Source organism: Rubrivirga sp. SAORIC476, from assembly GCF_002283555.1.
Taxonomy (GTDB): domain Bacteria; phylum Bacteroidota; class Rhodothermia; order Rhodothermales; family Rubricoccaceae; genus Rubrivirga.
This window is the reverse complement of the sequence record NZ_MVOI01000006.1, coordinates 232,155-255,009: the sequence shown is the minus strand read 5'-3', so window position 1 is coordinate 255,009 and position 22,855 is coordinate 232,155. Positions and strand designations below refer to the sequence as shown.

Here is a 22,855-nt window from a genome sequence, read left to right as displayed (position 1 = left end):
TCCGTGGCGCCCCCGCTCGTTCGGCCCCCCCGCTCATGTCTGACACGCCCACGCCCCTCCCCGACGGTCTCGACTGGGACGCCGCCGAGCACCGACCGATGGTGATCGTCGGAACCGGCCCGGCTGGCTTCACGGCTGCCCTCTACGCCGCCCGTGCCGGGCTGGCACCGCTCGTGATCCAGGGCCCCGCCCCCGGCGGCCAGCTCACCACCACCACCGATGTCGAGAACTTCCCCGGCTACCCGGAGGGTGTCATGGGGCCGGACCTGATGCAGGACTTCGAGAAGCAGGCCGTCCGCTTCGGCGCCGAACTGCGGTGGGGCTCCGTCACCCACGTCGACTTCTCGGCTCATCCGCACAAGCTGGTGGTCGACGAAACGACGCCGATCCTGGCCGACGCCGTGATCGGGTCCACGGGCGCGAGCGCGAAGTACCTCGGGCTGGAGAACGAAAAGCGGCTGCTCGGCCGCGGCGTGAGCGCCTGCGCGACGTGCGACGGCGCCTTCTTCCGCGACGAAGAGATCGCCATCGTCGGCGGCGGCGACACGGCCATGGAGGAGGCTCTCTTCCTGACGCGCTTCGCCTCGACGGTGCACGTGATCCACCGGCGCGACGCGTTCCGGGCGTCGAAGATCATGCAGGACCGGGTGCTCTCGAACCCGAAGGTCCGCGTCCACTGGAACACGGCCGTCACCGACGTGATGGGCGAGGACGCGGTCACGGCGCTGCGCCTGGAGGACACCGTGACTGGCGAGACGCGCGACCTGCCCGTGACCGGTTTCTTCGTCGCCATCGGCCACAAGCCCAACACGGACATCTTCCGCGGCTGGCTCGACATGGACGAGGCGGGCTACGTGCAGACCCTCCCGGACTCGACGCACACCAACGTCGAAGGCGTCTTCGTCTGCGGCGACGCGCAGGACCACGTCTACCGGCAGGCCATCACGGCGGCGGGCACCGGCTGCATGGCGGCCATCGACGCCGAGCGCTGGCTCGCCGAGCACGATGTGATCGAGGACGTGCAGACGGAGACCGAGTACCATGCGGCCCCGGCCGAGGACTCGGAGACGCACGAGCCGGTCTCCGCCTCCGGCGCGTAGCCGGACTACGCGGGCACGCCGGTAGCGTCCACCACCACGCTCCGCAGGCATCCGCTCTCAGGCGCGTAGCCGAGGCGGACGACGCCCCACGGCGCCGGGTGGACGACGTAGCGCGGCGTGTCCGCCGGCGCCTCCGGGCTGGGCGTGGACGGCACGCCGTCCGATGGCCCGACGAGGGGGGCGAGGTCGGCGGCAATGACGCAGCCTGCTTCGAGGGTGAGCAGGATCATCCCGTTCCGACCGCGCTCGACCGACCGCGCCTGCGGTTCGCGGACTTCGACCGACGCGAAGGGCCCCAGACCGCCGGCCGAGGCCCAGACGCGGAAGAAGGCATTCGAGGCCGCCGTCTCGGTCAGCACCACGCCCAGCGCAGGGCCGACCTCGGCCGCTACGTACGGACGAGGCCGGGCGAGCACGGTCTCGACGCCCGCGAGCACGCGCGCCTCATCCGGCGACGAGGCGGAGGGAGGCGATACGCAAGAGGCGAGCAGGACCATCGAACAGAGGACAGAGAGGGCGACCCACCTGAGACGCGGCATCGGCTGGACCGGCTGGAGAGGGTCCTCGAACGTACGGGACACCGTGCGATACCTACCGCACGCGGCCTAGTTTGGGGACGCGTCCTCCCCCCCGCCATGCGCATCGCCCTTCTTGTCGTCGTCTTGCTGGCGCCCGCCGCCAGCGCCCAGGTCTCGGCCCGGCTGGCCGACCTCCGCCTGGCCACCGCCGTCCGTCTCGCGCTGGTGGACGACGTGCGGACACGGGCCCTCGACGTCTCGGTGGTAGCCCGCGACGGCGCCGTCCAGGTGTCGGGCGAGGTGGCGCCCCTGCTGGACCCGATCGCAGCCGACGTGGCGCGCGCCGTGCCGGGCGTGCGGTCGCTCCGCGGCCTCGGTGGCGAGACGGCCGGACCCGCCGTTCGCATCGAGACGCCCCAGAGTGCGCCCGAGGCGGCACGGCCCGCCAGCGACCGTGCTGCGAGTTCGGGGCCGCTCTACCACACCGTCGAGCGCGGCGACACGCTCTTCGGGCTCGCCCGACGCTACGACACGACGGTCGACGCCATCCTGACTCTCAATGACCGGGAGTCGACGACCATCCGGCTCGGGCAGCGCCTCCGGGTGCGCTAGCCGCGCGTGCCGCGTCCGTAGAGGTCGCTCCGCTGGAAGAGACGGAACGGGTTGACCGGCGTCCCGCGCCCGCGGCCGGACCGGCGGAGCACCTGAAAGTGAAGGTGCGGCGGCGTCGTCCGCGCGTTGCCCGTGTTGCCGACCGTGCCGAGCACGTCGCCCTGGCGGACCGTCTGGCCGACCTCCAGGCCGGGCGCGTACGTGTCGAGGTGGGCGTAGTAGAAGTCGTAGTCGCCACCGTGACTGCGGAGGTAGAGCACCTTGCCGCCGAGCCGGTTGGTGTGAATGCGGACGATCTCGCCGTCCGAGATGGCCAGCACCGGCGTGCCGCGGTCCGCCATGATGTCGATGGCGCGGTGCGTGCGCCCGCCCGAGCGGCGGGCCGTGAACGTATCGTCGAGGTCGCCGGGGGTGATGCCCTCGACAGGCACCAGCAGGCGGTCGGCCGAGAAAGAGAGCGCGGCAGGACCGTCAGAGACCGTCTCGACCGGGGGCGCCTCGGGCGTCGACTGGGCGAAGGCGGGCGCGGCGAGGAAGGCCGCGACGAGGGCGGCAGCGAACAGACGAGGCACAGGCAGGTCGGTGGGGTGCCAAAAACCTACCACCCCTCAGGTCCGGAGAACCAGCGGAGAATGCTCGGAGCGGAAATAACCGTCCATCGCGAGGCTGCAGGTGCGTGCCCCGCCGATCCGGAAGGCCCCGACGCCGGCTCCCCTCAGAACCGCCTACCCCTTGACCAACGCCTTGAGCACGAAGAAGGCGTTCTCCTTGCGCTCGCGGATCCGGCGCGAGAAGTACGGCAGCCACTCGGTCCCGTAGGGCACGTAGACCCGCATCCGGTACCCGTCGCGGACGAGTTGGCGCTGCGTCTCGGGGCGGAGGCCGTAGAGCATCTGGAACTCGTAGGCATCGCGCGACACGCCGCGCTCATCGGCGAGTTGCCTGACGGCCGAGATCAGCTCGTCGTCGTGGGTGGCGATGCCGGGGTAGCGTCCCTCCAGGAGAAGCGTGGCCGCGTGCTGGCGGTAGTGCCACCGGATGGTCGGCATGTCCTGGTAGGCGAGCGACGCGGGTTCCTTGTAGGCACCCTTGCAGATCCGAACGCGGGCGCCCAACTCGCAGGCCCGCGCCACGTCGGCGGCGGTCCGGTGGAGGTAGGCCTGGAGCACCGGCCCGACATGGTCGGGGAAGTCCGGGTAGACGGCCTCGAACAGGTCCAGCGTGGACTGCGTGATGTCCGAGCCCTCCATGTCGAGGCGGACGAACAGGTCCGCGTCCTTCGCCTTCGCCAGCAGGTCGCGGAGGTTGGCCTCGGTGAGGTCGCGGTCGATCACCTGCCCGATCATGGACAGCTTGATCGAGATGCCGACCGCCTCGGGCGCCACGCCACGCGCGTCGCGGTACACCGCCAGCCGCTCGACGAGATCGCCGTACTGCTGGGCGAACGCCTGAGCGCGGGCACGTTCCGGAACGTGCTCGCCGAGCAGGTCGAGCGTAATGAACAGGCCGTCGTCGAGCAGCGGGTCGAGCGCGGGGAGCGCGTCGGCGAGGGTCCGGCCGGCGACGAAGCGGCGGGCGAGAGCGAAGGGCAGGGTCATCGGTGGGGAGCGGCCCGGGGCATACCGACCCTCGGGCCCGCGAAGCTACCGCCACGCCGACCGAGACTAGACCGCGCAGGAGTGGCTCCCGACCGATTCGTTAGGTCTCTCCGTTTCGGATTCCGGAACGATGTGTGCCTTCCAGGCTGGCGTGGACCATTCTGCGTCCTCGGGCCTCAATCGAGGCCGTCTCGTTACGAATCCTCCCCGCATGGCGCGCTTCTCCCCCCGGCTCCTCTCGGCAGACATCCGCGGCGCGATCGACCGATGGATCGACCCGACGCGGCGCCCCGCGGGGATGCGCGGCCTTCGGCAGGCCCGGATCGTCGTCGTGGAGGGGTGGATCGGGCTCCTGGCCCACATCATCCTGGCGGTGACGCTGGTCCTCGGCCAGGTGCCCCTGGTGCCGCTGATCGAAGTCGCTCTCGCCATCTTGGTCACCATCGGCGCGCTGGCGATGGTCCGGTGGGGCGGACGCGTCGAACCCGCGGCCTGGGTCATGGCCCTGACGCTGGCGGTGACGCCCGTTTTCCAGGCGTCGGTGGACCTCGGCATCCTGGACCCCGCCCTGGCCCTGGTGATGCTGGCACCCCTCGCAGGGGCGCTGACCTCGGGCGCCCGCCTGGCGACGGTGAGCGCGGTGGTCGGAGCGTCGGGGGGCGTGGTTCTGTTCGTGCTCTACCAGACCGGCATCGCGCCGGAGGCCTTCTCCACGCCCGACGATGCCGCGGTCTACGCCGTCGTGGTGGTCACGGTCGGCTCGATGCTGTCCGCCGCGGGCGGCATCCTGTACGCGCGCCACACACGCCACGAGATCGGCGAGGCCGAGGGAGAGAGCACCCGCCTCGACGCCGCACTGCGCGCCTCCGAGCAGCGGTACCGGTCGCTCTTCGACCACATCCCGGTGGGCATGTACCGGACCGCCTCCGACGGCCGCGTCTTGCTGGCCAACGCCACGCTGGCCCGCCTCATCGGTGCGCCCAGCCCCGCGGCCGCCCGGGCCTACAACGCCTCCGACTTCTACGTCGACTTGTCAGACCGGGACCGTTTCCGCGTCTCGATCCTGCGCGACGGCTTCGTGCGCGGCTTCGAAACGAGCTGGCGCCGCCCCGACGGCGACATCCGTCACGTCCGCATCGACGCTCGCGTCGCACTCGACGCCGACGGCCAGCCCCTGTTCTACGAGGGCGCCGTCGAGGACGTCACCACGGAGCGGGAGGCTCGTCTCGCGCTCAACCACAGCGAGGCTCGCTTCCGAGCGCTCGTCCAGCGGTCCTCCGACGTGGTGGTCGTGGCGGACCGCGCCGACCGGTTCACGTACGTCAGCCCGGCCGTGGAGCTGCTGCTGGGGCACACGCCCGACACGCTCCAGCACACGTCCCTGCTGGCGCTCGTCCACCCCGAGGATCAGGAGCGCGCGGCGACCTTCCTGGCGGAGGCCAGCGCGGGCGTGCCCTCGTCGCAGGTCGAACTCCGGTTCCTCCACGCCGACGGACACGACGTGTTCGTGGAAGGCGCCGCGACCGCCCTCTACGACGACCCCGCCGTGGAGGGCCTGGTGCTCAACCTCCGCGACGTCACCGAGCGGAAGCGGGCGCAGGCAGTCCTCATCCAGGCCAAGCGCCAGGCCGAGGAGGTGGCGGCGCTCAAGAGCACCTTCCTGGCCAACATGAGCCACGAGATCCGGACCCCGCTGACGGCCATCCTCGGCTTCGCCGACGTGCTGTCGGAGGAGGTCACCGACGAGACGCAGGTCGAGTTCGTGGATCTGATCGCGCGCAGCGGGCGGCGCCTCATGGACACCCTCAACTCGGTGCTGGACCTCGCCCGTCTGGAGGCGGGTCGCGACGGGATCGCGCTGGAGCGGGTCGACCTGGGGGACCTGGTGCGAGAGGCCGTCGAGATGTTCCAGCCCGCCGCGACCGAGCAGGGACTCGACGTCCTCGCCGACGTGGCCCCGGGCACCCACCTCGCCACGGCCGACGAGCCCGCCCTCGTGCGGGTGCTCCACAACCTCGTCGGCAACGCCATCAAGTTCACCGAGGCGGGCGGCGTCACGGTCAGCGTCCGCCCGGCCGGTACGCGGGTGGAACTGGTCGTTCGCGACACGGGCATCGGGGTCGAGGAGGCGTTCATCCCCCGCATGTTCGGCGAGTTCGAGCAGGAGTCGAGCGGGTCCATCCGGAAGTACGAGGGCGCCGGGCTGGGGCTGGCGCTCACGCGTCAGCTACTCGACCGCATGAACGGCACGATCACCGTCGAAAGCCAGAAGGGGGTCGGCACCACCTTCACGGTCTCGCTGCCCCGGGGCGGCCCCGCGGAGGTCGCGCCCGACCAGCGGCCCCTCGTTCTCATCGTCGACGACAACGTCCAGGCGCGAGAGATCGCCGTCCACTCGCTCGCCGACACCTTCCGAGTGTCGACGGCCACCGGCGGCGACGACGCGCTCCGCTCGATCCACGCCGAGCGGCCCGACGCCGTGCTGCTGGACATCCACCTCGGGCTCTCGCTCTCGGGCGAGGACGTGATGCGCCACCTGCGCTCGTCGGCGGCCTTCTCGGGGCTCCCCCTCGTCGCCGTGACCGCCTACGGGCTCCCCGGCGACCGCGAGCGGTTCCTCGCCGCGGGCTTCGACGCCTACCTCACCAAGCCGTTCGGACGAAACGACCTCCGCGACGCCATCGCGGCGGCCATCGCGACGCGCACGCCGAGCCTGGCGGCACCCGGCGGCGGCACGTTCGTCTCCCGCCCGGTCGAGAAGCCGTCGGGGTCGATGGCGCCGCGGCCCCCGGTCCTGGACTCGACCCCCTGACGGAACCGGGACGACGGCGCTGGGTGGACGACGGACACCCCACGGCTTTCCATGCGCCTCGCCATCGTCGGTGCCGGTCCTGCCGGGCTCGCCGCCGCCCACGCCCTCCGCAACGCGGCGGGCATCCACACCACGGTCTTCGAGAAGAGCCGCGGCGTCTCTGGTCGCGCGGCCACCCGCTGGCGCGACGTGCCGGGCCCGGATGGCGAGACGGTCCGCTGGCGCTTCGACCACGGCGCGCAGTACCTCGGCCCGGACCCCGGCAGCCCCATCGCGGGCGTGCTCCGCGACCTCCTGGGTGACGACCTCGCCGAGATCGAGGGCGCCGTCTGGCCGTTCGACGACGAGGGCGTGCTGCGGCCCGACGAAGCCCGGGAGGGCGGCGCCCGCTGGACGCTCGCAGACGGCATCGCCAGCCTGGGCCACCTCCTGATCGACGCGACGCCGGACCTCACGCGGGTGCAGAAGGCGCGCGTCGTGCGCCTCGACCGGCAGGCTGCCAGCTGGTCGGTCCTCACCGACGACGGCGCCCGCCACGACCGCTTCGACGCGGTCCTGCTCACGCCTCCGGCTCCGCAAACGGCCGAGCTCCTCCGCGCCAGCTCCCTCCCCGACGCCCTGGCCGACGCGCTCGGCAGCGTGTCCTACCGCTCCCAGTTCACCATCGTGTGGGGTTTCGACCACCCCATCGAGCGTCCGGCGAACGCGTATGCGTTCGTGAATGCGGCGAGCGAGAACGGCCGCGGAGCGCACGACGTGGCCTGGCTCGCCGTCGAGAGCGACAAGCCGGGCCGCGCGCCCGAGGGCGCCTCGATCCTGCTCGCCCAGATGTCGGACATGTGGACGGAGGCCCACTACGACGACGACCGCGCCTCGCTGGTCGCCGCGGCCACGGAGGCTGTGGAGACTGTGTGGGGCCCGCTCCCGGAGCCGATCTGGACCGACACCCAGCGCTGGCGCTACTCCCTGCCCGACGGTGCCGCGGACGGCGACACGCTCGCCGAGGCGGCCGACCTCGGCCTCTACTTCGCGGGCGACTTCACGGCGGGCAAGGGGCGCGTCCACCTCGCGATGGAGGAAGGCCGCGCCGCCGCCGAACGCATCCGGGAGCGGGCGGGCTGACGCTCCGGGTCCCCGGGGCGACGTGGCCTACTCCGCGACGGCGAAAGGGACGGAGAACGCGTCGCTGGCCCAGCGGAGCGCGAGCCGCCCCCCTCGTCCCTCAGCCTCGACGCCGATGGTGAACACCTCCACGGCCTCGGTCAGCGAGCTTCGAGTCAGGGGCACCCGGCCGAGGTCGCGCGTGGCCTCGTAGGTGGTCCCCCCCTGGCCCGTCTGGCGGTTCACGATCAGCAGGCCACCCTCCGCTTCGGGAATCGAGTAGAGCGTGTACTCGCCCGCCGGGACGGCCAGCGCGGCGCCGTCCGGGTCGAGGACGAGCGCCCGGTCGGTGGTGAGGTGCGTGGCCCGGTTGGCGCCGGTCCGCCAGAGCTCGCCCCAGGGGACGAGCGCGCCCCAGATCTCACGGCCGCGCATCTGCGGCTGCCCGTAGTCGACGGCGATCGTCGCGCCGGCGATGGTGGCGACGGTCTCGCCCCGGCCCGAGAGATCGCCTACCGACCTCCCCGCCGCGTCGTGCTCTGCATAGCGGGTCGCGGCCGCCTCTACATCCACGTCGGCTACGCGTCGGACGACCAGCTTGCGCGTCGTGGCGCCTGCGTCGAGCATCAGCAGGCGGCCGTCCGCGTCGGCGTCGACGGACATCGGGCCGCGGAAGGGGTGGCGCACAGTGACGGCCCCGTCGGGCGCGACGTCGCTGGTGAAGGCGACCACGCCACGCTCGGTGAACAGCGGCTGGTCGAGCGGCCCGCCCGCTTCGACCGCCCGCGCCACCATCAGCTCGAACGGCCAGTGCACCATGTCGATGAACGGCAGCGGCCGCGCGGCCCCCGGCACCATCCGGACCGTCGTCTCGCCCATCGTTTCGGCGACGGTCACGCGCAGGCTGTCGCCCACCGGCTCGGCGGATGTGCGGCGCAGCACCTCGCCCGTGAGCGGCTGACTGACGGTGGCGTCATAGTGCTCCAGCCCCCCGGCGTCGTCCAGGTCGAGGCGGTAGGAGATCAGCGTCGTGCGCGGCGCGCGGAGGGCGACGGTCGCCTCCATGCCGTTCGTCGTGCGCGTGAAGCGCTCGACGGCGAGCGTGTCGTCGCCCAGGACGGTGACGAACGCGCCGGTCTCGGCGAGCGGTGCGGGGGTGGACGGCGTCGGCGTGGTGGCGCAGCCGCTCAGGACTGCGAAGGCGACGACGAGCGGGACGGAGACGCGCATGGCGGGCGGGGGAAGATGCCGAAGCAAAGCCCGACCCCGTCCGCCGGTTCCCCGTCTCCACGCCCGCCTCGGTGCCGTCACCGAGGCGGGCGAAGCGGTCTAGGCCGCCACCGGCGCCACGCCGATCTCCTCGGCCAGCTGGCGGAGCTGGTCGAACGTGAGCGACTGCGGGCCGTCGGAGAGCGCGTGGTCCGGGTCGGGGTGGGCCTCCACGATCAGGCCGTGGGCGCCCGCCGCGATGGCCGCCTTGGCGAGGGCCGGGACCCAGCGCCGCAGGCCGGCGGCGTGGCTCGGGTCCACGATCACCGGCAGGTGGGTCCGCTCCCGGGCGACGATCACCGCCGACAGGTCGAGCGTGTTGCGCGTCGCCGTCTCGAACGTCCGGATGCCGCGCTCGCACAGGATGACGCGGTCGTTGCCGCCCGCCATCACGTACTCGGCCGCGGCCAGCCACTCGTCGATGGACGACGACATGCCGCGCTTGAGCAGCACCGCCGCGTGGCTCTTGCCGACCTCCTTGAGCAACTCGAAGTTCTGCATGTTGCGCGCGCCGATCTGGATCACGTCGGCCTCGCGGGAGACCGCCTCCACGTCGCGGGGGTGGACCACCTCCGTCACGATGGGCAGGCCGTTCTCGCGGCCTGCGTCGTGCATCATGGTCAGCCCTTCGTAGCCGAGCCCCTGGAAGTCGTAGGGCAGCGTGCGGGGCTTGAAGCAGCCGCCGCGCAGCATCAGCCCGCCCGCCTCGCGGACCGCGCGGGCGGAGGCGAAGATCTGGTCGTGGCTCTCGACGGAGCATGGCCCAGCGATGAGCACCGGCGGCTCGTCGCCGCCGATACGGACGCCTGCGATCTCGACCACCGAGTCCGGCCGGTCGCCGCGGTCGACGAGCTTGCGGCGGCTCGCCTTGACGCTCGGCGGCGCGGTCGCCTTGGGGCGGACCGCCGCGCCGTCGCCGCTGGCGGCCGACGCCACGGCCGCGCGGGGCGTCTCGGCGCGGAAGACGGGGTACGAGCCGAGCACGCGGAGCGTCCGGGTGTGGGCCCTGGCCGCCTCGATCGCGTCGGCGACCGCCTCCTCGTGCGTCCCCCCTTCGATGTCGAGGTAGAAGAGGCTTTCGAACGGCGTCGTCGGGGAGGGGCGGCTCTCCAGCTTGGTCAGGTTGACCTCGGCCTCGGCGAGCGTCTGGAGCACCTTGGCGAGGGCGCCCGTCTCGTGGGCCGTCGAGAGCACGAGCGAGGTCTTGTGCGGCAGACGCGCATCGTGCGTCAGCGGCTCGGTCGCCACGATCAGGAAGCGCGTGAAGTTGTCCTTCCGGTTGGCGATGTTGCGCTTGAGGACGTGGAGGCCGTAGCGCTCGGCGGCGTCCTCGCCGGCGATGGCGGCGCGCGTTTTGTCCCCCTTCTCAGCGACTGCCTTGGCGGCCCCAGCCGTGTCGCCCTCGTCCTCCACGTGGCCGCCGTCACTCTTGAAGGCATCCAGGAAGAGGCTGCTCTGGCGGATCGCCTGCGGGTGGGTGCCGATGTGCCGGATGTCGGCCAGGGTGGCGCCGGGGAGGCCCAGCAGGCAGTGCTCGACCTTCAGCACCTCCTCGCCGACGATGTGGAGGCCGGGCTCGACCAGCAGGTCGTAGACGCCCGAGATGGGGCCGGCCGTCGTGTTCTCGACCGGCAGCAGTGCCCGGTCCGCGTCGCCGCGCTTGAGCGCCTCGATGGTGCCTCCGAAGGTGCTCTGCCCGAGGTAGCCCACGTCCGCGACGGCCGCGAAGTGGTGCCGCGCGGCAGAGTGGCTGTAGCAGCCCTCCACGCCCTGGTACGCCACGCGGACGGGCGCGTCGCCGCCGGTCTGCCGGACGGCCTGGTAGCGGACCGAGTGGCGCAGGATCTGGCGGTACAGCTGGCTCGCGAAGTAGCCGTCGAGGCCCGCGTCCTCGGCGAGCGCGTGGACGCGAGACAACAGGTCCTGCTCGCGGTCGGGGTCCTGGATGGGCAGCGCGCCGTCGGCGGCCTTGACGGCAGCGACATCGGCGACGAGGCGCTGACGCTCGGCGAGCGCGTCGACGAGTTTGCGGTCGACGGCGTCGAGGTCGTCGCGGAGGGTGGAGAGGTCGGACATGAGCGGGGGGCAACAAAAAAGCCCGCCGGGGAGGGCGGGCTGTCGAAGGGGCTGTCGGGAGCGTGCGCTATCCCGAGTGCCTCCGGCCCGCCGAACGCATAAACCAATACCCGGAATAGGGGGTGGAGGCGAGCGCGGGGCGGAGGGAGGTCATGCCCCGATGGTACCCGCCCGACCGCGCCGCGCGCAAGGGCACACCCGAGACCAGGTCTGATTCGGCCTCCGGAAGCGCTTTTCTTCTTTTGGGAGGACGGTGTCCGATTCGGCGCCGAGACGGGCGCGGGCGCGAGCGGGCGATCCACCGGAAACCTCGTCCGGCCCCTGCCGGTCCGCCGCCCATGCCGACGCCGCCCCTCGTCTCTCTCCGCAACGCAGGCCGCCAGGTCGGCGGCCGCTGGGTGTGGCGCGGGCTCGATGTGGCCGTGCACCCGGGCGACCGGCTGGCGGTACGCGGCGCCTCCGGGGCGGGCAAGACGCTCTTGCTCCGCGCCCTGGCTGGGCTGGACGCGCTCGACGAAGGCGACCTGCTGTCTCACGCCGAGCCGGTCGCCAGCCTCCCCCGCCACCGCGCCGCCGTCGCCCACGTCGCCCAGCGACCGGCGCTGTTCGACGGGACCGTCCGCGACAACCTGCAGGCCCCGTTCGCCTTCGGCGTCCACGACGGGTCGGCCTACGACGAGGCCCGCGCAGCCGGCCTCCTCGCCCGCCTCGGACGCGAGGCCGAGATGCTCGGCCAGTCGGTCGACGGGCTCTCGGGCGGCGAGGCGCAGACGGTGGGGCTGCTGCGGGCGCTCCTCACGGCCCCCTCCATGCTGCTGCTCGACGAGCCGACGGCCGGGCTGGACCCCGAGCGCGCCGAGGCGGTCGAGGCCGCCGTGGCCGACTTTCTCGCCTCCGACGCCTCGCACGCCGCAGTCTGGACGAGCCACGACGCCGCCCAACTCGACCGCGTCACCACCCGATCTCTCGACCTGTGAACGGCGCCGTCGACATTTCGCTGTGGCAGCTCGCGCTGGCGTCCGGCCTGCTGCTGGTCGCCATCGGCCTGTCGGTCGCCCTCAGGCTGGGGCTGACGAAGGGATTGGCCGTCGCGGCGACACGGATGGTGGTGCAGCTCTTCCTCGTGGGGCTGGTGCTGGAATGGGTGTTCTCGACCGAAAGCTGGCCGCTCGTCGTGGTCCTAGCGGTCGGGATGGCGCTGCTGGCCGGTCATGCGGCCGTCCGCCGGACGGCGCGGCGCTTCCGGGGGATCTACCTCGACGCCCTTGTGAGCGTCCTCGGCGCGTCGTTCGTCGTGACCGGCGCGGCGGTGCTCGGCATCCTGCGCATCGACCCGTGGTACGACCCGCAGTACGTGATCCCGCTCCACGGCATGCTGCTGGGCAACGCGCTGACGGGCATCTCGCTGTCGCTCGACCGCTTCATGGAGGGGGCCGGGCGCGGGCGCGGCCTCGTCGAGGCGCGGCTGGCGCTCGGGGCGACGCGCTGGGAGGCCGCCAAACCCCTCGTCCGCGACGCGGTGCGGACGGGGCTCGTGCCGATCACCAACTCGATGGCCGTGATGGGCGTCGTCAGCCTGCCGGGCATGATGACGGGGCAGATCCTGGCGGGCGCAGCGCCGGGCGAGGCGGTCCGCTACCAGATCCTGATCGTGTTCATGATCGCGGCGTGCGTGGCGCTGGCGGCGCTCGGCGTGGTCGGGCTGGCGTACCGGCGGCTGTTCACGGCCGACCACCGTTTCCACCCCGAGCGGCTGACCGACGCGTGACGCGGCGAGGCCGTCGGCCGTAGCCTGTCGCGTCCGCTCTCCCCTCTCTTCGTGACCATCGCGCTCGCCGCGCCCCGCGTGGCCTCCTCCCTCGGCGACGCCCTCGCGCAGGTCGACCACCACATCGCCGAGGCGGCCCGCCTCGGGGCGCGCGTGGTGTGCTTCCCCGAGGCCTACGTGCCCGGCCTCCGCGGCGTCGGCGTGGACGTGCCGCCGTTTTCCGCGGCCGATCAGGCGCACGTGGTGGAGTCAGTGGGCGGGTGGGCGCGGGCGCACGGGATCGCGGTCGTCCTGGGGATGGAGTGGATCGCCGACACCGGGCGCCACATCGCAGCCGCCGTGTTCGACCCGGCCGGCGACCTCCAGGGCGTCCAGCTCAAGACCCAGCTCGACCCGACCGAGGAGGGCCCGTACGTCCCCGGCACGTCGCGGCGGCTGTTCGAGGTGGAGGGGCTGCGGTTCGGGGTCGCCATCTGCCACGAGGGCTTCCGGTACCCCGAGACCGTCCGCTGGGCGGCGCGGTGCGGGGCGCACGTCGTGTTCCATCCCCACTGGACAGGGAGCGACCGCGAGGGCGTGACGCTCGCCACGTGGGGCTCACCGGAGGCGCCCTACTACGAGCGCGCCGTGATGTGCCGGGCGCTGGAAAACACGATCTACGTCGCCAGCGTGACCGTTACGACGCAGTTCCAGGAATCGGCGACGGCCGTGATCGACCCGTCGGGAGGGTGCGTGGCGAGCCTGCCGTACGGCGAGCCGGGCGTGCTCGTGGCCGACCTTGACCTGGGCCGGGCGACAGGCCTCCTCGCGCGCCGCTTCGCGCCGGACCGTCTGGGCGACGGCTGACCCGGTTGGCCTGCCGTGGCGATACTCGGGTCTCCCCGCCCCCCGCCGCGATGCGCATCGTCTCCCTGCTCTCCCTGCTCGCCCTGTGCCTGACCGCGTCTGCCCAGCCCGTCGTCGGCCTCGGCACGCCGGGCACGATCCGGGTGACCGGCAACGCCGAGATCCGCGTCGTCCCGGACGAGGTCGTGCTCCGGTTCGGCGTCGAGACGTTCGACGAAGCGCTGGAGCAGACCACCAGCGCCAACGAGACGACCATCGCCGCCGTCACGGCCGCCGCCCGCGCGCAGGGGGTCGAGGCTGCTCAGATCCAGACCGACCACCTCGCCGTCGAGCCGCTCGTCGACAACCGGCGGAACAACGGGCAGGCGGTCTACGAAGTGTACGGCTACCGCGTCCGGCGGACCATCGTGGTCACGCTCCGCGACCTCGACCGGTTCGACGCGCTCCTCCGCGACGCCATCGCGGCCGGGGCGACGCACGTCCACGGGGTCGCCTTCCAGACGACCGACCTCCGGGCGCACCGCGACGAGGCCCGCGCGCTGGCCGTGGACGCGGCGCGCGAGAAGGCCGAGGCGATGACCGAGCGGCTGGGGCAGCGCCTCGGCCCGCCGACCCTGATCGTCGAGGAGCCGGAGTGGTGGGGCGCCAGCTACGGGGCGGGCTGGGGCGCGGGCGGCGGCGGCGCGTTCCAGAACGTCGTCCAGTCGGCCCCCGGTGACGGCGGCGGCGGCGTGACGAGCCCTGGCGAGATCGCGGTCCGCGCCCGGGTGGCCGTCACGTTCGCACTGGCCGACTGACCCGCCCCGCCTCGGGCCCGAGGCGGAGGGAGCCGAATCGCATCAGGCACTTGACACCGCAAAGTGCAGACTCTACTTTGGATCACAAAGAACTCCGCCCGATGCCCTCCGACCGCCCCGCTCTCCGCCGCCACGAGCCCGCCACGGCGCCCGACGCCGCGGCCGCCTCCAGCCTCCGCTTCATCCGCGAGACGATGGCGCGCACGGGCACCTTCACCTCGGTCCCCGGCTGGGGCGGGGTCGCGATGGGCGTCACCGCGCTCGTCGCCGCGTTCGTCGCCAGCCGCCAGGGCACCGTCTGGGAGTGGACGATGGTGTGGACCGCCGCCGCGTGCGTCGCCGTCGTGGTGGGCGTGTGGACGACGTGGGCGAAGGCGCGCCAGGGCGGCGCGCCGCTCCTGAGCGGGGCCGGGCGGAAGTTCGTGCTCGGCCTCCTCCCCGCCCTCCTGGCCGGGCTCGTGCTCACGATCGCGATCTCCGGCTACGAGATCGGCGCCGGAGGCGAGTACTTCGCGCGGCGGGCGCAGCTGCTCACCGCGAGCCGCCAGATCCTGCCCGGCCTGTGGCTGCTCCTCTACGGTGCCGGTGTCGCCGGGGCGGGCATGTTCTCCATCCGCCTCGTCCCCATGATGGGCACCCTGTTCATGCTCGCGGGCGTGCTCGCGCTGCTCTCGCCCGCCGGCTGGGGCGACGCCTACATGGCGGCCGGGTTCGGCGGCCTCCACATCGTGTTCGGCGTCCTGATCGCTCGCGGCCACGGCGGCTGACCTCCCCTCTCTCCCGATGGCTCTCCGATCTTCTACCCGACGTGCCGCACGCCCCGCGCCGAGCGTCCCTGACCTCGACCCGGTCATCCACCAGCGCGTGCGGCTGGGCATCCTGAGCGCGCTCGCGGCGGGCGGCGCGACCTCGTTCACCGACCTCAAGACGGTCCTCGACCTGACCGACGGCAACCTCTCCGTGCACGCCCGCAAGCTGGAGGACGCGGGCTACGTGTCCGTCTCCAAGTCGTTCGCCGACCGCGTGCCGCTGACCGAGTACGCGCTCACCGAGGCAGGCCGCACCGCGCTGGTCGCTTACCTCGATGCGATGGAGGCCGTCATCGCGGCCGCCCGTCCGTAGTCCCACCCTGCCTCTCCGAGGCCCCCGCACACCTCTCTACTTTGCAATGCAAAGCATCATTCCTGAGACTCTCCTCTCGCTCCAGCACGACCCCCACGGGCTGGAGACGACCTACCGCGAGCAGCCCGATGCGTTCGCCCGCGCGCTCTCGGTCGCTCTCGATCGCGACCCCGAGAGCCTCGCGCTCCGCATCTGGGCCGCCCGCCTCGACCTCGCGCTCGCCGAGGTGGGCGCAGGCCACGCCGAGCCCCGCTGGGCCTGGGCCAACGCCCTGACACCCGAGCGTGCGCGGACGCTGCTGTGGGCGACCGTCGGCCTGATCGCGCTGGCCGGGACGTGGGCCAAGCTCCCGACGCTGCTCGGGTGGACGGGCGACCTCGACTCGCCGAGCTACGAGGCCTTCTACGCGCGCTACACGCCGTTCTTCGCCGCCCTCCCGCTGATCGCGCTGTTCGCGCTCCGGTACCGTCCCTCGCGGCAGGTCCTCCTCGCGGTCGCAGGCGGGGTGGGCGTGCTGCTGATGACGCAGGCCCTCCGGCCCATCGACACCGACGCGGGCATCCTGTCGACCATCCACACGCCGCTTCTGCTGGTCGCATTCGCCAGCGTGGTCGCCATGGGCGCGCGGTGGCGCGAGGTCGGCGCGCGGATCGGCGTGCTCCAGTTCGCGGGCGAGACGGCGGCCTTCACGGCGTTGCTGATGATGGGCGGTGTCGCGCTGGTGGGCATCACGGCGTCGTTGTTCGCCGCCATCGGCATGTCTCCGCAGGTCGTGATCGAGTGGGTCGCCGTCTATGGCGCCCTCGGGGCGATGCCGGTGGCTGCGCTCGTGGCGAGCCAGCGCGCGGAGTCGGGCCGGGTGGCGCCGCTGGTGGCGCGCGTGTTCGGGCCGATGGCGCTCGCCGTGCTGGCCGTGTACCTGCCGCTCCTCGTCGCCAGCGGCGGCCTCGCCGACCGCGACTCGCTCCTCGCCCTCAACGTGACGCTGGTGGCCGTGCTGGCTCTCGTCATCCTGATGCAGGCCGAGCGGCCCGACGTGGCCCGGCACTGGACCGACGGCGTCGCCTTCGCGCTCGTCGCGCTGGCCCTCGTGGCCGACCTCGCCGCCCTCGGCTCGATCACCGGGCGCCTGGCGGGCGGGCTGACGCCGAACCGGCTCGCCGTCGTCGGGCTGAACGCCCTCGTCGCCGTCCACCTCGCCGGCCTCGTGGTCCCCCTCGGACGCCGGGCTCTCGGACGCGGCGAGTGGCCCGGAGACGGGTGGACGGCCCGCTGCCTGACCGTCTACACGGCCTGGGCCGCCTTCGTCGTCTTCGTCCTGCCGTTCCTCTTCTGACCCCGGCGACCGGCCGCTCCGGACCGCCGCACGCCCCCAAACTTTGACATGCAAAGAACTCTCTGCCCCAACGATCTCCTGCACGTTGCCTGCGTGATGGACGGCAACGGCCGCTGGGCCACTGCGCGTGGGCTGCCCCGCGCTGCCGGTCACCGCGCCGGTGCCGAGGCCCTCCGCCACGTCGTCGAGGCCGCGCCCGCGCTCGGCGTCGGCACGCTGACCGTGTACGCGTTCTCGGCCGACAACTGGTCGCGGCCCTCTGGCGAGGTGTCGGCGCTGATGGCGCTGCTGGGCGGCTACCTGCGGTCCGAGACCTCCCGGCTGAAGCGCGCGGGGGTCCGCCTCCAGCTGATCGGGCGCCGCGACCGCCTGCCGGTGTCGCTGCGGAATGCCGCCGCGCGGGCCGAGTGGGAGACGCGCGGCGGCACCCGCCTGACGCTTCGCGTGGCCGTCGACTACTCCGCGCGCTGGGCGCTCCGCGCCGCCGCCGCCCACCTCGCTCGCCTCGGCCCCGAGGCGGACGACACCGACCCGGACCGCCGGTTCGAGGCCGCGCTCGCGACCGTCCTCCATCCCGACGGTGCGCCCGCGCCGCCCGTGGACCTCTTCCTCCGCACCGGCGGCGAGCAGCGGCTGAGCGACTTCCTCCTCTGGGAGAGCGCCTACGCCGAGTTGCTCTTCCTCGACACGATGTGGCCCGACATGACCGGCGCCGCCCTCGCTGGCGCCATCGCTGACTTCCACACCCGGACGCGCCGCTTCGGTGGCCTCGTCGCGGCCTGACCGGGCACCACGGCGCCCTCCCAGTCCATGCTCTTCGCCCTGATCGCGCTCTTCGTCCTCCTGTCGGCCCTCTACACCGGCTACCGCCTGCTCGTCGGGCTGATCCACTGGATCGGACCGGCGACATCCGGTCCTCAAGTCCCGTCCTCCCGCAGTTCCCACACTCCCATGATCAAACGCCTCTTCGCCATCGCCTTCATCTTCGGCTGCTGCTCCGTCGCCTGGATGATCCTGGGCGGCACCGTCGTCCACCGCACCGAGGCCTCGGGCGCGTCCACCTACGACGCCGTCGGCTCGCTCTGGGGCGGCCCCCAGGTGCAGCACGCGCCGACGGTCTCGCGCCTCGGACGCCGCACGCGCACCGTCACCCGCCAGGAGCCCACCGGCGACGCCGACGGCTCGTTCCGCCCGGTCGCCGAGGCCGTCAGCGAGGTCACCCGCGCGAACGTCCCCCTCGCCAGCACGGACGTGTCCGCCGACCTCCAGCTCGACCACCGCAAGAAGGGGCTGATGTGGTACCCGACCTATGCCGCCACCGTCGAGGGCACGTACCGGATCGAGAACGACGGCGAGGCTGGGCGCTTCGAGTTCGCGTTCCCGCTCCCCGAGGGCTCGTCCGTGTTCTCCAGCCTGACGCTGGAGGTCGACGGCAAGTCGGTCGACGTGGACGCCGAGGGCGGCACCCTCCGCCACGAGATGGACCTGGCCGCCGGGCAGGCCACCCGCGTCCGCGTCCGCTACGGCTCGCAGGGCGTCTCGACGTGGCGCTACGCCTTCAGCGGCGCCGCGGGCGGCACGGGCGTGCGGACCGCCCGCGACGTGAAGCTGGCCGTCACGACCGATTTCCGCGGCGTCGACTTCCCCGAGGGCACGCTCTCGCCGACGGGCAAGGAGAAGACCGACGACGGCTGGCGGCTGCTCTGGGACCACGGCACGCTGGTCGCCTCCGCGGATGTGGGCGTCGAGATGCCGCAGCGCCTCAACCCCGGCCCGTGGGTGAGCCGGGTGACGTTCTTCGCACCGGTGAGCCTGTTCCTGTTCTTCTTCGCCGTGTTCGTGCTGTCGGTGCTGCGCGGCGTGCGCCTCCACCCGATGCACTACTTCTTCCTCGGCGCGGCCTGCTTCGCGTTCCACCTGCTGCTGGCCTACCTCGTCGACGTGGTGTCGGTGCCGCAGGCGATGGCGGTCGCGTCGGTGGTGAGCGTCGGGCTGGTGGTGTCGTACGTGCGGCTGGTGGCCGGGCTGCGGTTCGCGCTGCTGGAGGTCGGCGGCGCGCAGGTCATCTACCTGATCGCGTTCGCGGGGACGTTCTTTCTGGAGGGCGTCACCGGGCTGGCCGTCACGCTGCTCTCCGTGGCGACGCTGTTCGTGGTGATGCAGGCCACCGGTCGCCTCGACTGGGAGGCCGTGCTCGCCAAGCCGGACGCCGACATCGACCTCGCCCGGCGCGACCAGCCTGCCGTCGCGGTCTAGTCTCCACCCCGCCCGCCTCGGCACCGAGGTGGGCGGGGTCGGGAGACCCCCGAACGGCGGACGGCCCGGAGCGCGGCGGGCCGCCCGTTGTTGGCAGCCTTCCTTTCCGAGATGCCTCGTGGACTGGCTCGACTTCCTGCAATGGCCCGCCTTCGCCGTCACCGTCGTGGCGGCGTGGCTCGTCGCCTCCGAGGCCACGCGGCGGCGGCTCTGGGGCTTCCTCCTGTTCCTGGTTTCGAACGCCCTCTGGATCGCCTGGGGCTGGCACGACGCGGCCTGGGCGCTCGTCGCCCTCCAGGGCACGCTCGTCCTCACCAACGTCCGAGGGGTGGTGGACAACCGGGACCGAGAGGCCTAGGCCATCGGGAGAGAGACGGCTACGGCGCCAGCCGCTCGGTCGTCCAGCCGTCGCCGTCGCGCCGGTACACGTGGCGGTCGTGGAGACGGCTCGGACGCCCCTGCCAGAACTCGACCGCCTCCGGCACGACGCGGTAGCCGCCCCAGAAGCCCGGCCGGGAGATGGCGCGGTCGGCGAACTCGTCCGCGATCTCGTCGGCCAGCGCCTCCAGCGTGCGGCGGTCGGGCACGGGGCGGCTCTGCGGGCTCGCCCACGCGCCCAGCTGCGAGCCACGCGGACGGCTGGCGTAGTACGCGTCTGCCGTCTCCGCCTCGACGCGCTCGACCGTTCCCTCGACGCGGACCTGCCGCTCCAGCTCGGGCCACCAGAACACGAGCGCGGCGCGGTGCGTCGCGTCCAGCTCGCGCCCCTTGCGGCTCTCGTGATTGGTGTAGAAACAGAACCCGTGGTCGACGCCCTTCAGCAGCACGATCCGCGCGGACGGCGTGCCGTCGGGCGTGGCCGTGGCGAGCGTCATCGCGTTGGGCTCACGCGTGGCGGCGGCCTGCGCCTCGGCGAACCAGTCGGCGAAGAGCGCGAACGGGTCGGCGGGGAGGTCGGCGGCGTCGAGCGTGTCGCGCTCGTAGGACTCGCGGAGGTCGGCGACGGAGGGGGCGTCCGGCATGGGAACGGGGAGGCGAGGGGGCCGTCTAGGACGACGCGCCCCCGCCCCGGTTCGATGCCCGACCTCGTCTCCTCCCCCCGTTCGACTTCGTCCGCCTCGACCCACCTGCGGACGTGGCGGCGGTTCGCGCCGCTGGGGCTCGCGTCGGTCGGCTTCGGACTGTCGCTCGTCGGCGAGGCGACGCTGCGGAAGGGCCGCGACGAGCCGTTCGTGCTCTACGGGACGGCGGCACTGTGCGTCATCAACGCCGGGCTGTGCCTGTTCGGCGAGGCCGTCAAGCACCGCGCGCTGGCGGAGTGGGCCGAGGCCGCGAGGCGCTGAGCGTCCCGCTCGGCACGATGCCCGAGGCGGCTCGACTCAGTGGCGCCCCGGCCGCGAGCCCGACCGCAGCGCATCCGTCACCCGGTCGTAGTCGATGACCGGCGCCGGGTAGTCCTCCCCGACGCGGACCCCGTGCCGGTCCTGCTCGGCTTCGCTCATCCGGTACGGCTCGCGCGCCTTCTTGGGCGGCAGGTCGGCGAGAGCGGGCAGCCAGTGGCCGATGAAGGCGGCGTCCTCGTCGTACTTCTTCGCCTGCAGCTCCACGTCGAAGTAGCGGTCGCGCGGGTCGCTCCCCACGCCCGCCGCGTAGGCCCAGTTGCCCCAGTTGCTCGTCACGTCGTAGTCCACCAGCAGCGCCTCGTACCACGCCGCGCCGACCCACCACGGCTGGCGGAGGTGCTTGGCCCAGAACGACGCCGCGTTCTGCCGCCCGCGGTTAGACATGAAGCCGGTCGCGGCCAGCTCCCGCATCGACGCGTCCACGAGCGGCAGCCCGGTGCGGCCCTCGCGCCACGCCGCGAACAGTCCCTCGTCGAGGCGGTCCGGCATCCCCGCCACGTCCGCCGGGCCGGACGGCCAGAACAGGCGGTCACCATGCCTGGCGCCGTAGAGACGGAAGAAGTCGCGCCAGAGGAGTTCGAACGTGAGCCAGTAGGTGCTCTGGTTCTTCGTCCGCTCGGCCTCGTAGCGGACGACCTCGGCCTGGACGCGGCGCGGCGACAGGCACCCATGCGACAGCCAGGGCGACAGCCTGGACGAGTCGTCGGGGTCGAGCATTCCGTTGCGCGTTTCCTTGTAGACCTTCAGCCGGTCGCGCTCCCAGAGGTAGGCCTGGAGGCGCTCCAGCCCGGCCGTCTCGCCGCCGCGGATCACGAAGCCCAGCCGCGTGTCCGCCTCGCGCGGCTCGACGCCGAGCGCCGCCACCGACGTAGGGATCTCGCCCGGGTCCACGCCGTCGGGCCGCGCAGGCAGCGCCTCCGGTGCCGGGCGCGGCGCGCGGTACCGGTCCGCCTCGGGTGCCTTCTCGACCGCCTTGCGGAACGTCGTGAACACGTCCGGCACGTCCTCGATGGCGAACGGCAGGTCGTCCGGCTCGACCAGCGTGTGCCCCCAGACGACCTGCCAGTCGAGGTCCGGCAGCGCGGCGCGGACCGCCGCCTCGGTGTCGGCCTCCTCCTGCATCGGCTCGGCGTGGAGGTGGACCGAGGCCGCCTCGGTCTGCCGCGCCAGGTTCGGCAACACGTCCTCCGGCCGCCCCTGCCGAACGACGAGGTCGCCGCCGAGCGCCCGCATCCGCCCGCGCAGGTCGTGCAGCGCCTCCAGCACGAACGCCGCCCGGTAGCCCTCCGTCTTGCGGAAGCCCCACGGCGTCTCGGCGACGTGCCGGGGGTCGAGACAGTAGACCGCCAGCAGCCGTCCAGACGGCCCGGCCGCCTCGATGGCGTCGCCGAGGGGGGCGTGGTCGTGGAGGCGGAGGTCGTTGCGGAGCCAGAGGAGGGCGGTCGGCATGGCGGATCGGGGGAAGCGCCCGACCTACGAGGCGACTCGCCCCACGATCCGGCCGAAGCGGAGGCGGGGAGATTCCGTAGCCACCCGGCGCCCGCGTGCGAGAGTCCTCACGCGGTCTCGGAACGCAGGACCGGGAGCACATCACCGACCACGCCCATCTGGACCCACAACTCGACGTCCTCCGCCGTCGCCGTCGCCTCGATCCGCACCGTGTCCCCCTGGCGCTCGACACGCTCCACCGGCAGCGTGAACATCAGCGATGAGTGGATCGGCAGCCCCAGCTCGTCTCCTCTCTCCACCTCGCCGGACACCATCCGACCCTCGACGCAAAGCACCCCCGCCCCAGACGCTGCCGACCGCACCTCGACCTCCCCCCGCTGACGGTCGGCCCACGATACACGCGGCACCCAACCCGCCGGCGGCGCGACGCGGCGCCCGTTCACCTCCACGACGAGCCCTAGCGAGACCAACCGCTGCGCGACCGCCTCGGCCCGCTCATCCGTCACCAGAGGGATCGTCCGAGTGTGGCCGGTCAGCACCGCGTCCACCGTCTCCTTCGCCGCTTTCAGTCCCCAGCCCGAGACGCGACGCACCTCCTTGATCGCCTCGATCTTGTGCACCTCCGAGAGGGCACCGACGAGCGTCAGGCGAGGCCCCGGCGCCACGAGCGCGCGCAGCCATCGAACGAGCCGGGACCTCACGATGTCCCCGGCTCGCCCAGGAGCGAAGGAGCCTGCAGAACGAGAGGAAGCGGGCGCATCCGGCCAACCTACCCCACTCTCTCCGCCTCAG

At 72.8% G+C, this 22,855-nt stretch carries 23 protein-coding genes; 15 read left to right on the top strand and 8 right to left on the bottom strand.

Annotated elements, in window-relative coordinates:
* Window positions 1–35 precede the first annotated feature (35 nt).
* Window positions 36–1,100 (top strand): thioredoxin-disulfide reductase, encoded by a 1,065-nt coding sequence (trxB, locus tag B1759_RS12600; protein ID WP_095515428.1) that lies wholly within the window; start codon window positions 36–38, stop codon window positions 1,098–1,100.
* A 5-nt stretch (window positions 1,101–1,105) separates the two neighbouring features.
* Here trxB and B1759_RS12595 read toward each other — a convergent pair whose 3' ends face one another.
* Window positions 1,106–1,639 carry a hypothetical protein gene (locus tag B1759_RS12595; protein ID WP_143537374.1) on the bottom strand — a complete coding sequence of 178 codons (534 nt, stop codon included), beginning with the start codon at window positions 1,637–1,639 and terminating at the stop codon, window positions 1,106–1,108.
* A 96-nt stretch (window positions 1,640–1,735) separates the two neighbouring features.
* Between B1759_RS12595 and B1759_RS12590 the strand changes: the two genes are divergently transcribed.
* Window positions 1,736–2,230, top strand: a complete 495-nt coding sequence (locus B1759_RS12590) for a LysM peptidoglycan-binding domain-containing protein (protein ID WP_095515426.1) — start codon at window positions 1,736–1,738, stop codon at window positions 2,228–2,230.
* On the opposite strand, the gene B1759_RS12585 is transcribed toward B1759_RS12590, so the two are convergent.
* Window positions 2,227–2,802: a M23 family metallopeptidase gene (locus B1759_RS12585; protein ID WP_095515425.1), complete on the bottom strand. Its 576-nt coding sequence runs from the start codon at window positions 2,800–2,802 to the stop codon at window positions 2,227–2,229. The genes B1759_RS12590 and B1759_RS12585 overlap by 4 nt on opposite strands.
* Before the next feature lie 153 nt (window positions 2,803–2,955).
* Window positions 2,956–3,828: a proline dehydrogenase family protein gene (locus B1759_RS12580; protein WP_095515424.1), complete on the bottom strand. Its 873-nt coding sequence runs from the start codon at window positions 3,826–3,828 to the stop codon at window positions 2,956–2,958.
* Between the two features lie 211 nt (window positions 3,829–4,039).
* Between B1759_RS12580 and B1759_RS12575 the strand changes: the two genes are divergently transcribed.
* Entirely contained in the window at window positions 4,040–6,640 is a 2,601-nt protein-coding gene (locus B1759_RS12575; RefSeq protein ID WP_158225242.1) for a PAS domain-containing hybrid sensor histidine kinase/response regulator, read from the top strand.
* 51 nt (window positions 6,641–6,691) lie between these two features.
* Complete coding sequence (locus B1759_RS12570) at window positions 6,692–7,762, top strand: NAD(P)/FAD-dependent oxidoreductase (protein ID WP_095515422.1); 1,071 nt, start codon at window positions 6,692–6,694, stop codon at window positions 7,760–7,762.
* A 27-nt stretch (window positions 7,763–7,789) separates the two neighbouring features.
* Here the strand turns inward: B1759_RS12570 and B1759_RS12565 are convergent, their stop codons facing one another.
* Window positions 7,790–8,971, bottom strand: coding sequence for a DUF2911 domain-containing protein (locus B1759_RS12565; protein ID WP_095515421.1), 1,182 nt, complete (start codon window positions 8,969–8,971; stop codon window positions 7,790–7,792).
* A 99-nt stretch (window positions 8,972–9,070) separates the two neighbouring features.
* Window positions 9,071–11,086 (bottom strand): bifunctional 3-deoxy-7-phosphoheptulonate synthase/chorismate mutase, encoded by a 2,016-nt coding sequence (locus tag B1759_RS12560; protein ID WP_095515420.1) that lies wholly within the window; start codon window positions 11,084–11,086, stop codon window positions 9,071–9,073.
* Window positions 11,087–11,424: 338 nt separating this feature from the next.
* On the opposite strand from B1759_RS12560, the gene B1759_RS12555 reads away from it, so the two are divergent.
* From B1759_RS12555 to B1759_RS12510, 10 genes are all read left to right on the top strand, one after another.
* The gene (locus tag B1759_RS12555) at window positions 11,425–12,063 is read left to right on the top strand and encodes an ATP-binding cassette domain-containing protein (RefSeq protein ID WP_095515419.1); all 639 of its coding nucleotides are present in this window, start codon (window positions 11,425–11,427) and stop codon (window positions 12,061–12,063) included.
* Window positions 12,060–12,854 carry an iron export ABC transporter permease subunit FetB gene (gene fetB, locus B1759_RS12550; protein ID WP_095515418.1) on the top strand — a complete coding sequence of 265 codons (795 nt, stop codon included), beginning with the start codon at window positions 12,060–12,062 and terminating at the stop codon, window positions 12,852–12,854. Before B1759_RS12555 ends, fetB begins: the two co-directional genes overlap by 4 nt.
* A gap of 51 nt (window positions 12,855–12,905) precedes the next feature.
* The gene (locus B1759_RS12545; protein WP_095515417.1) at window positions 12,906–13,700 is read left to right on the top strand and encodes a carbon-nitrogen hydrolase family protein; all 795 of its coding nucleotides are present in this window, start codon (window positions 12,906–12,908) and stop codon (window positions 13,698–13,700) included.
* A gap of 50 nt (window positions 13,701–13,750) precedes the next feature.
* Window positions 13,751–14,497 carry an SIMPL domain-containing protein gene (locus tag B1759_RS12540; protein WP_095515416.1) on the top strand — a complete coding sequence of 249 codons (747 nt, stop codon included), beginning with the start codon at window positions 13,751–13,753 and terminating at the stop codon, window positions 14,495–14,497.
* A 101-nt stretch (window positions 14,498–14,598) separates the two neighbouring features.
* Window positions 14,599–15,264, top strand: coding sequence for a hypothetical protein (locus B1759_RS12535; RefSeq protein ID WP_198948854.1), 666 nt, complete (start codon window positions 14,599–14,601; stop codon window positions 15,262–15,264).
* Window positions 15,265–15,280: 16 nt separating this feature from the next.
* The gene (locus B1759_RS12530) at window positions 15,281–15,619 is read left to right on the top strand and encodes a transcriptional regulator (RefSeq protein WP_095515415.1); all 339 of its coding nucleotides are present in this window, start codon (window positions 15,281–15,283) and stop codon (window positions 15,617–15,619) included.
* A gap of 46 nt (window positions 15,620–15,665) precedes the next feature.
* Window positions 15,666–16,955, top strand: coding sequence for a hypothetical protein (locus tag B1759_RS12525; RefSeq protein WP_095515414.1), 1,290 nt, complete (start codon window positions 15,666–15,668; stop codon window positions 16,953–16,955).
* Between the two features lie 48 nt (window positions 16,956–17,003).
* Complete coding sequence (uppS, locus tag B1759_RS12520) at window positions 17,004–17,738, top strand: polyprenyl diphosphate synthase (RefSeq protein ID WP_198948852.1); 735 nt, start codon at window positions 17,004–17,006, stop codon at window positions 17,736–17,738.
* A 27-nt stretch (window positions 17,739–17,765) separates the two neighbouring features.
* Entirely contained in the window at window positions 17,766–19,211 is a 1,446-nt protein-coding gene (locus tag B1759_RS12515) for an inner membrane CreD family protein (RefSeq protein WP_095515412.1), read from the top strand.
* 118 nt (window positions 19,212–19,329) lie between these two features.
* Complete coding sequence (locus B1759_RS12510) at window positions 19,330–19,569, top strand: hypothetical protein (protein WP_095515411.1); 240 nt, start codon at window positions 19,330–19,332, stop codon at window positions 19,567–19,569.
* Between the two features lie 19 nt (window positions 19,570–19,588).
* Here B1759_RS12510 and pdxH read toward each other — a convergent pair whose 3' ends face one another.
* The gene (pdxH, locus tag B1759_RS12505) at window positions 19,589–20,233 is read right to left on the bottom strand and encodes a pyridoxamine 5'-phosphate oxidase (RefSeq protein ID WP_095515410.1); all 645 of its coding nucleotides are present in this window, start codon (window positions 20,231–20,233) and stop codon (window positions 19,589–19,591) included.
* Between the two features lie 54 nt (window positions 20,234–20,287).
* Here pdxH and B1759_RS12500 point away from each other — a divergent pair, with 54 nt between their 5' ends.
* A complete protein-coding gene (locus B1759_RS12500; protein WP_095515409.1) occupies window positions 20,288–20,554 on the top strand; it encodes a hypothetical protein in 267 nt (88 codons plus the stop codon).
* Between the two features lie 36 nt (window positions 20,555–20,590).
* Here the strand turns inward: B1759_RS12500 and B1759_RS12495 are convergent, their stop codons facing one another.
* Both B1759_RS12495 and B1759_RS12490 read right to left on the bottom strand, forming a co-directional pair.
* Window positions 20,591–22,063, bottom strand: a complete 1,473-nt coding sequence (locus B1759_RS12495; RefSeq protein WP_095515408.1) for a DASH family cryptochrome — start codon at window positions 22,061–22,063, stop codon at window positions 20,591–20,593.
* Window positions 22,064–22,170: 107 nt separating this feature from the next.
* Window positions 22,171–22,764: a ribosomal protein L7/L12 gene (locus B1759_RS12490; RefSeq protein ID WP_158225241.1), complete on the bottom strand. Its 594-nt coding sequence runs from the start codon at window positions 22,762–22,764 to the stop codon at window positions 22,171–22,173.
* Window positions 22,765–22,855: the final 91 nt, after the last annotated feature.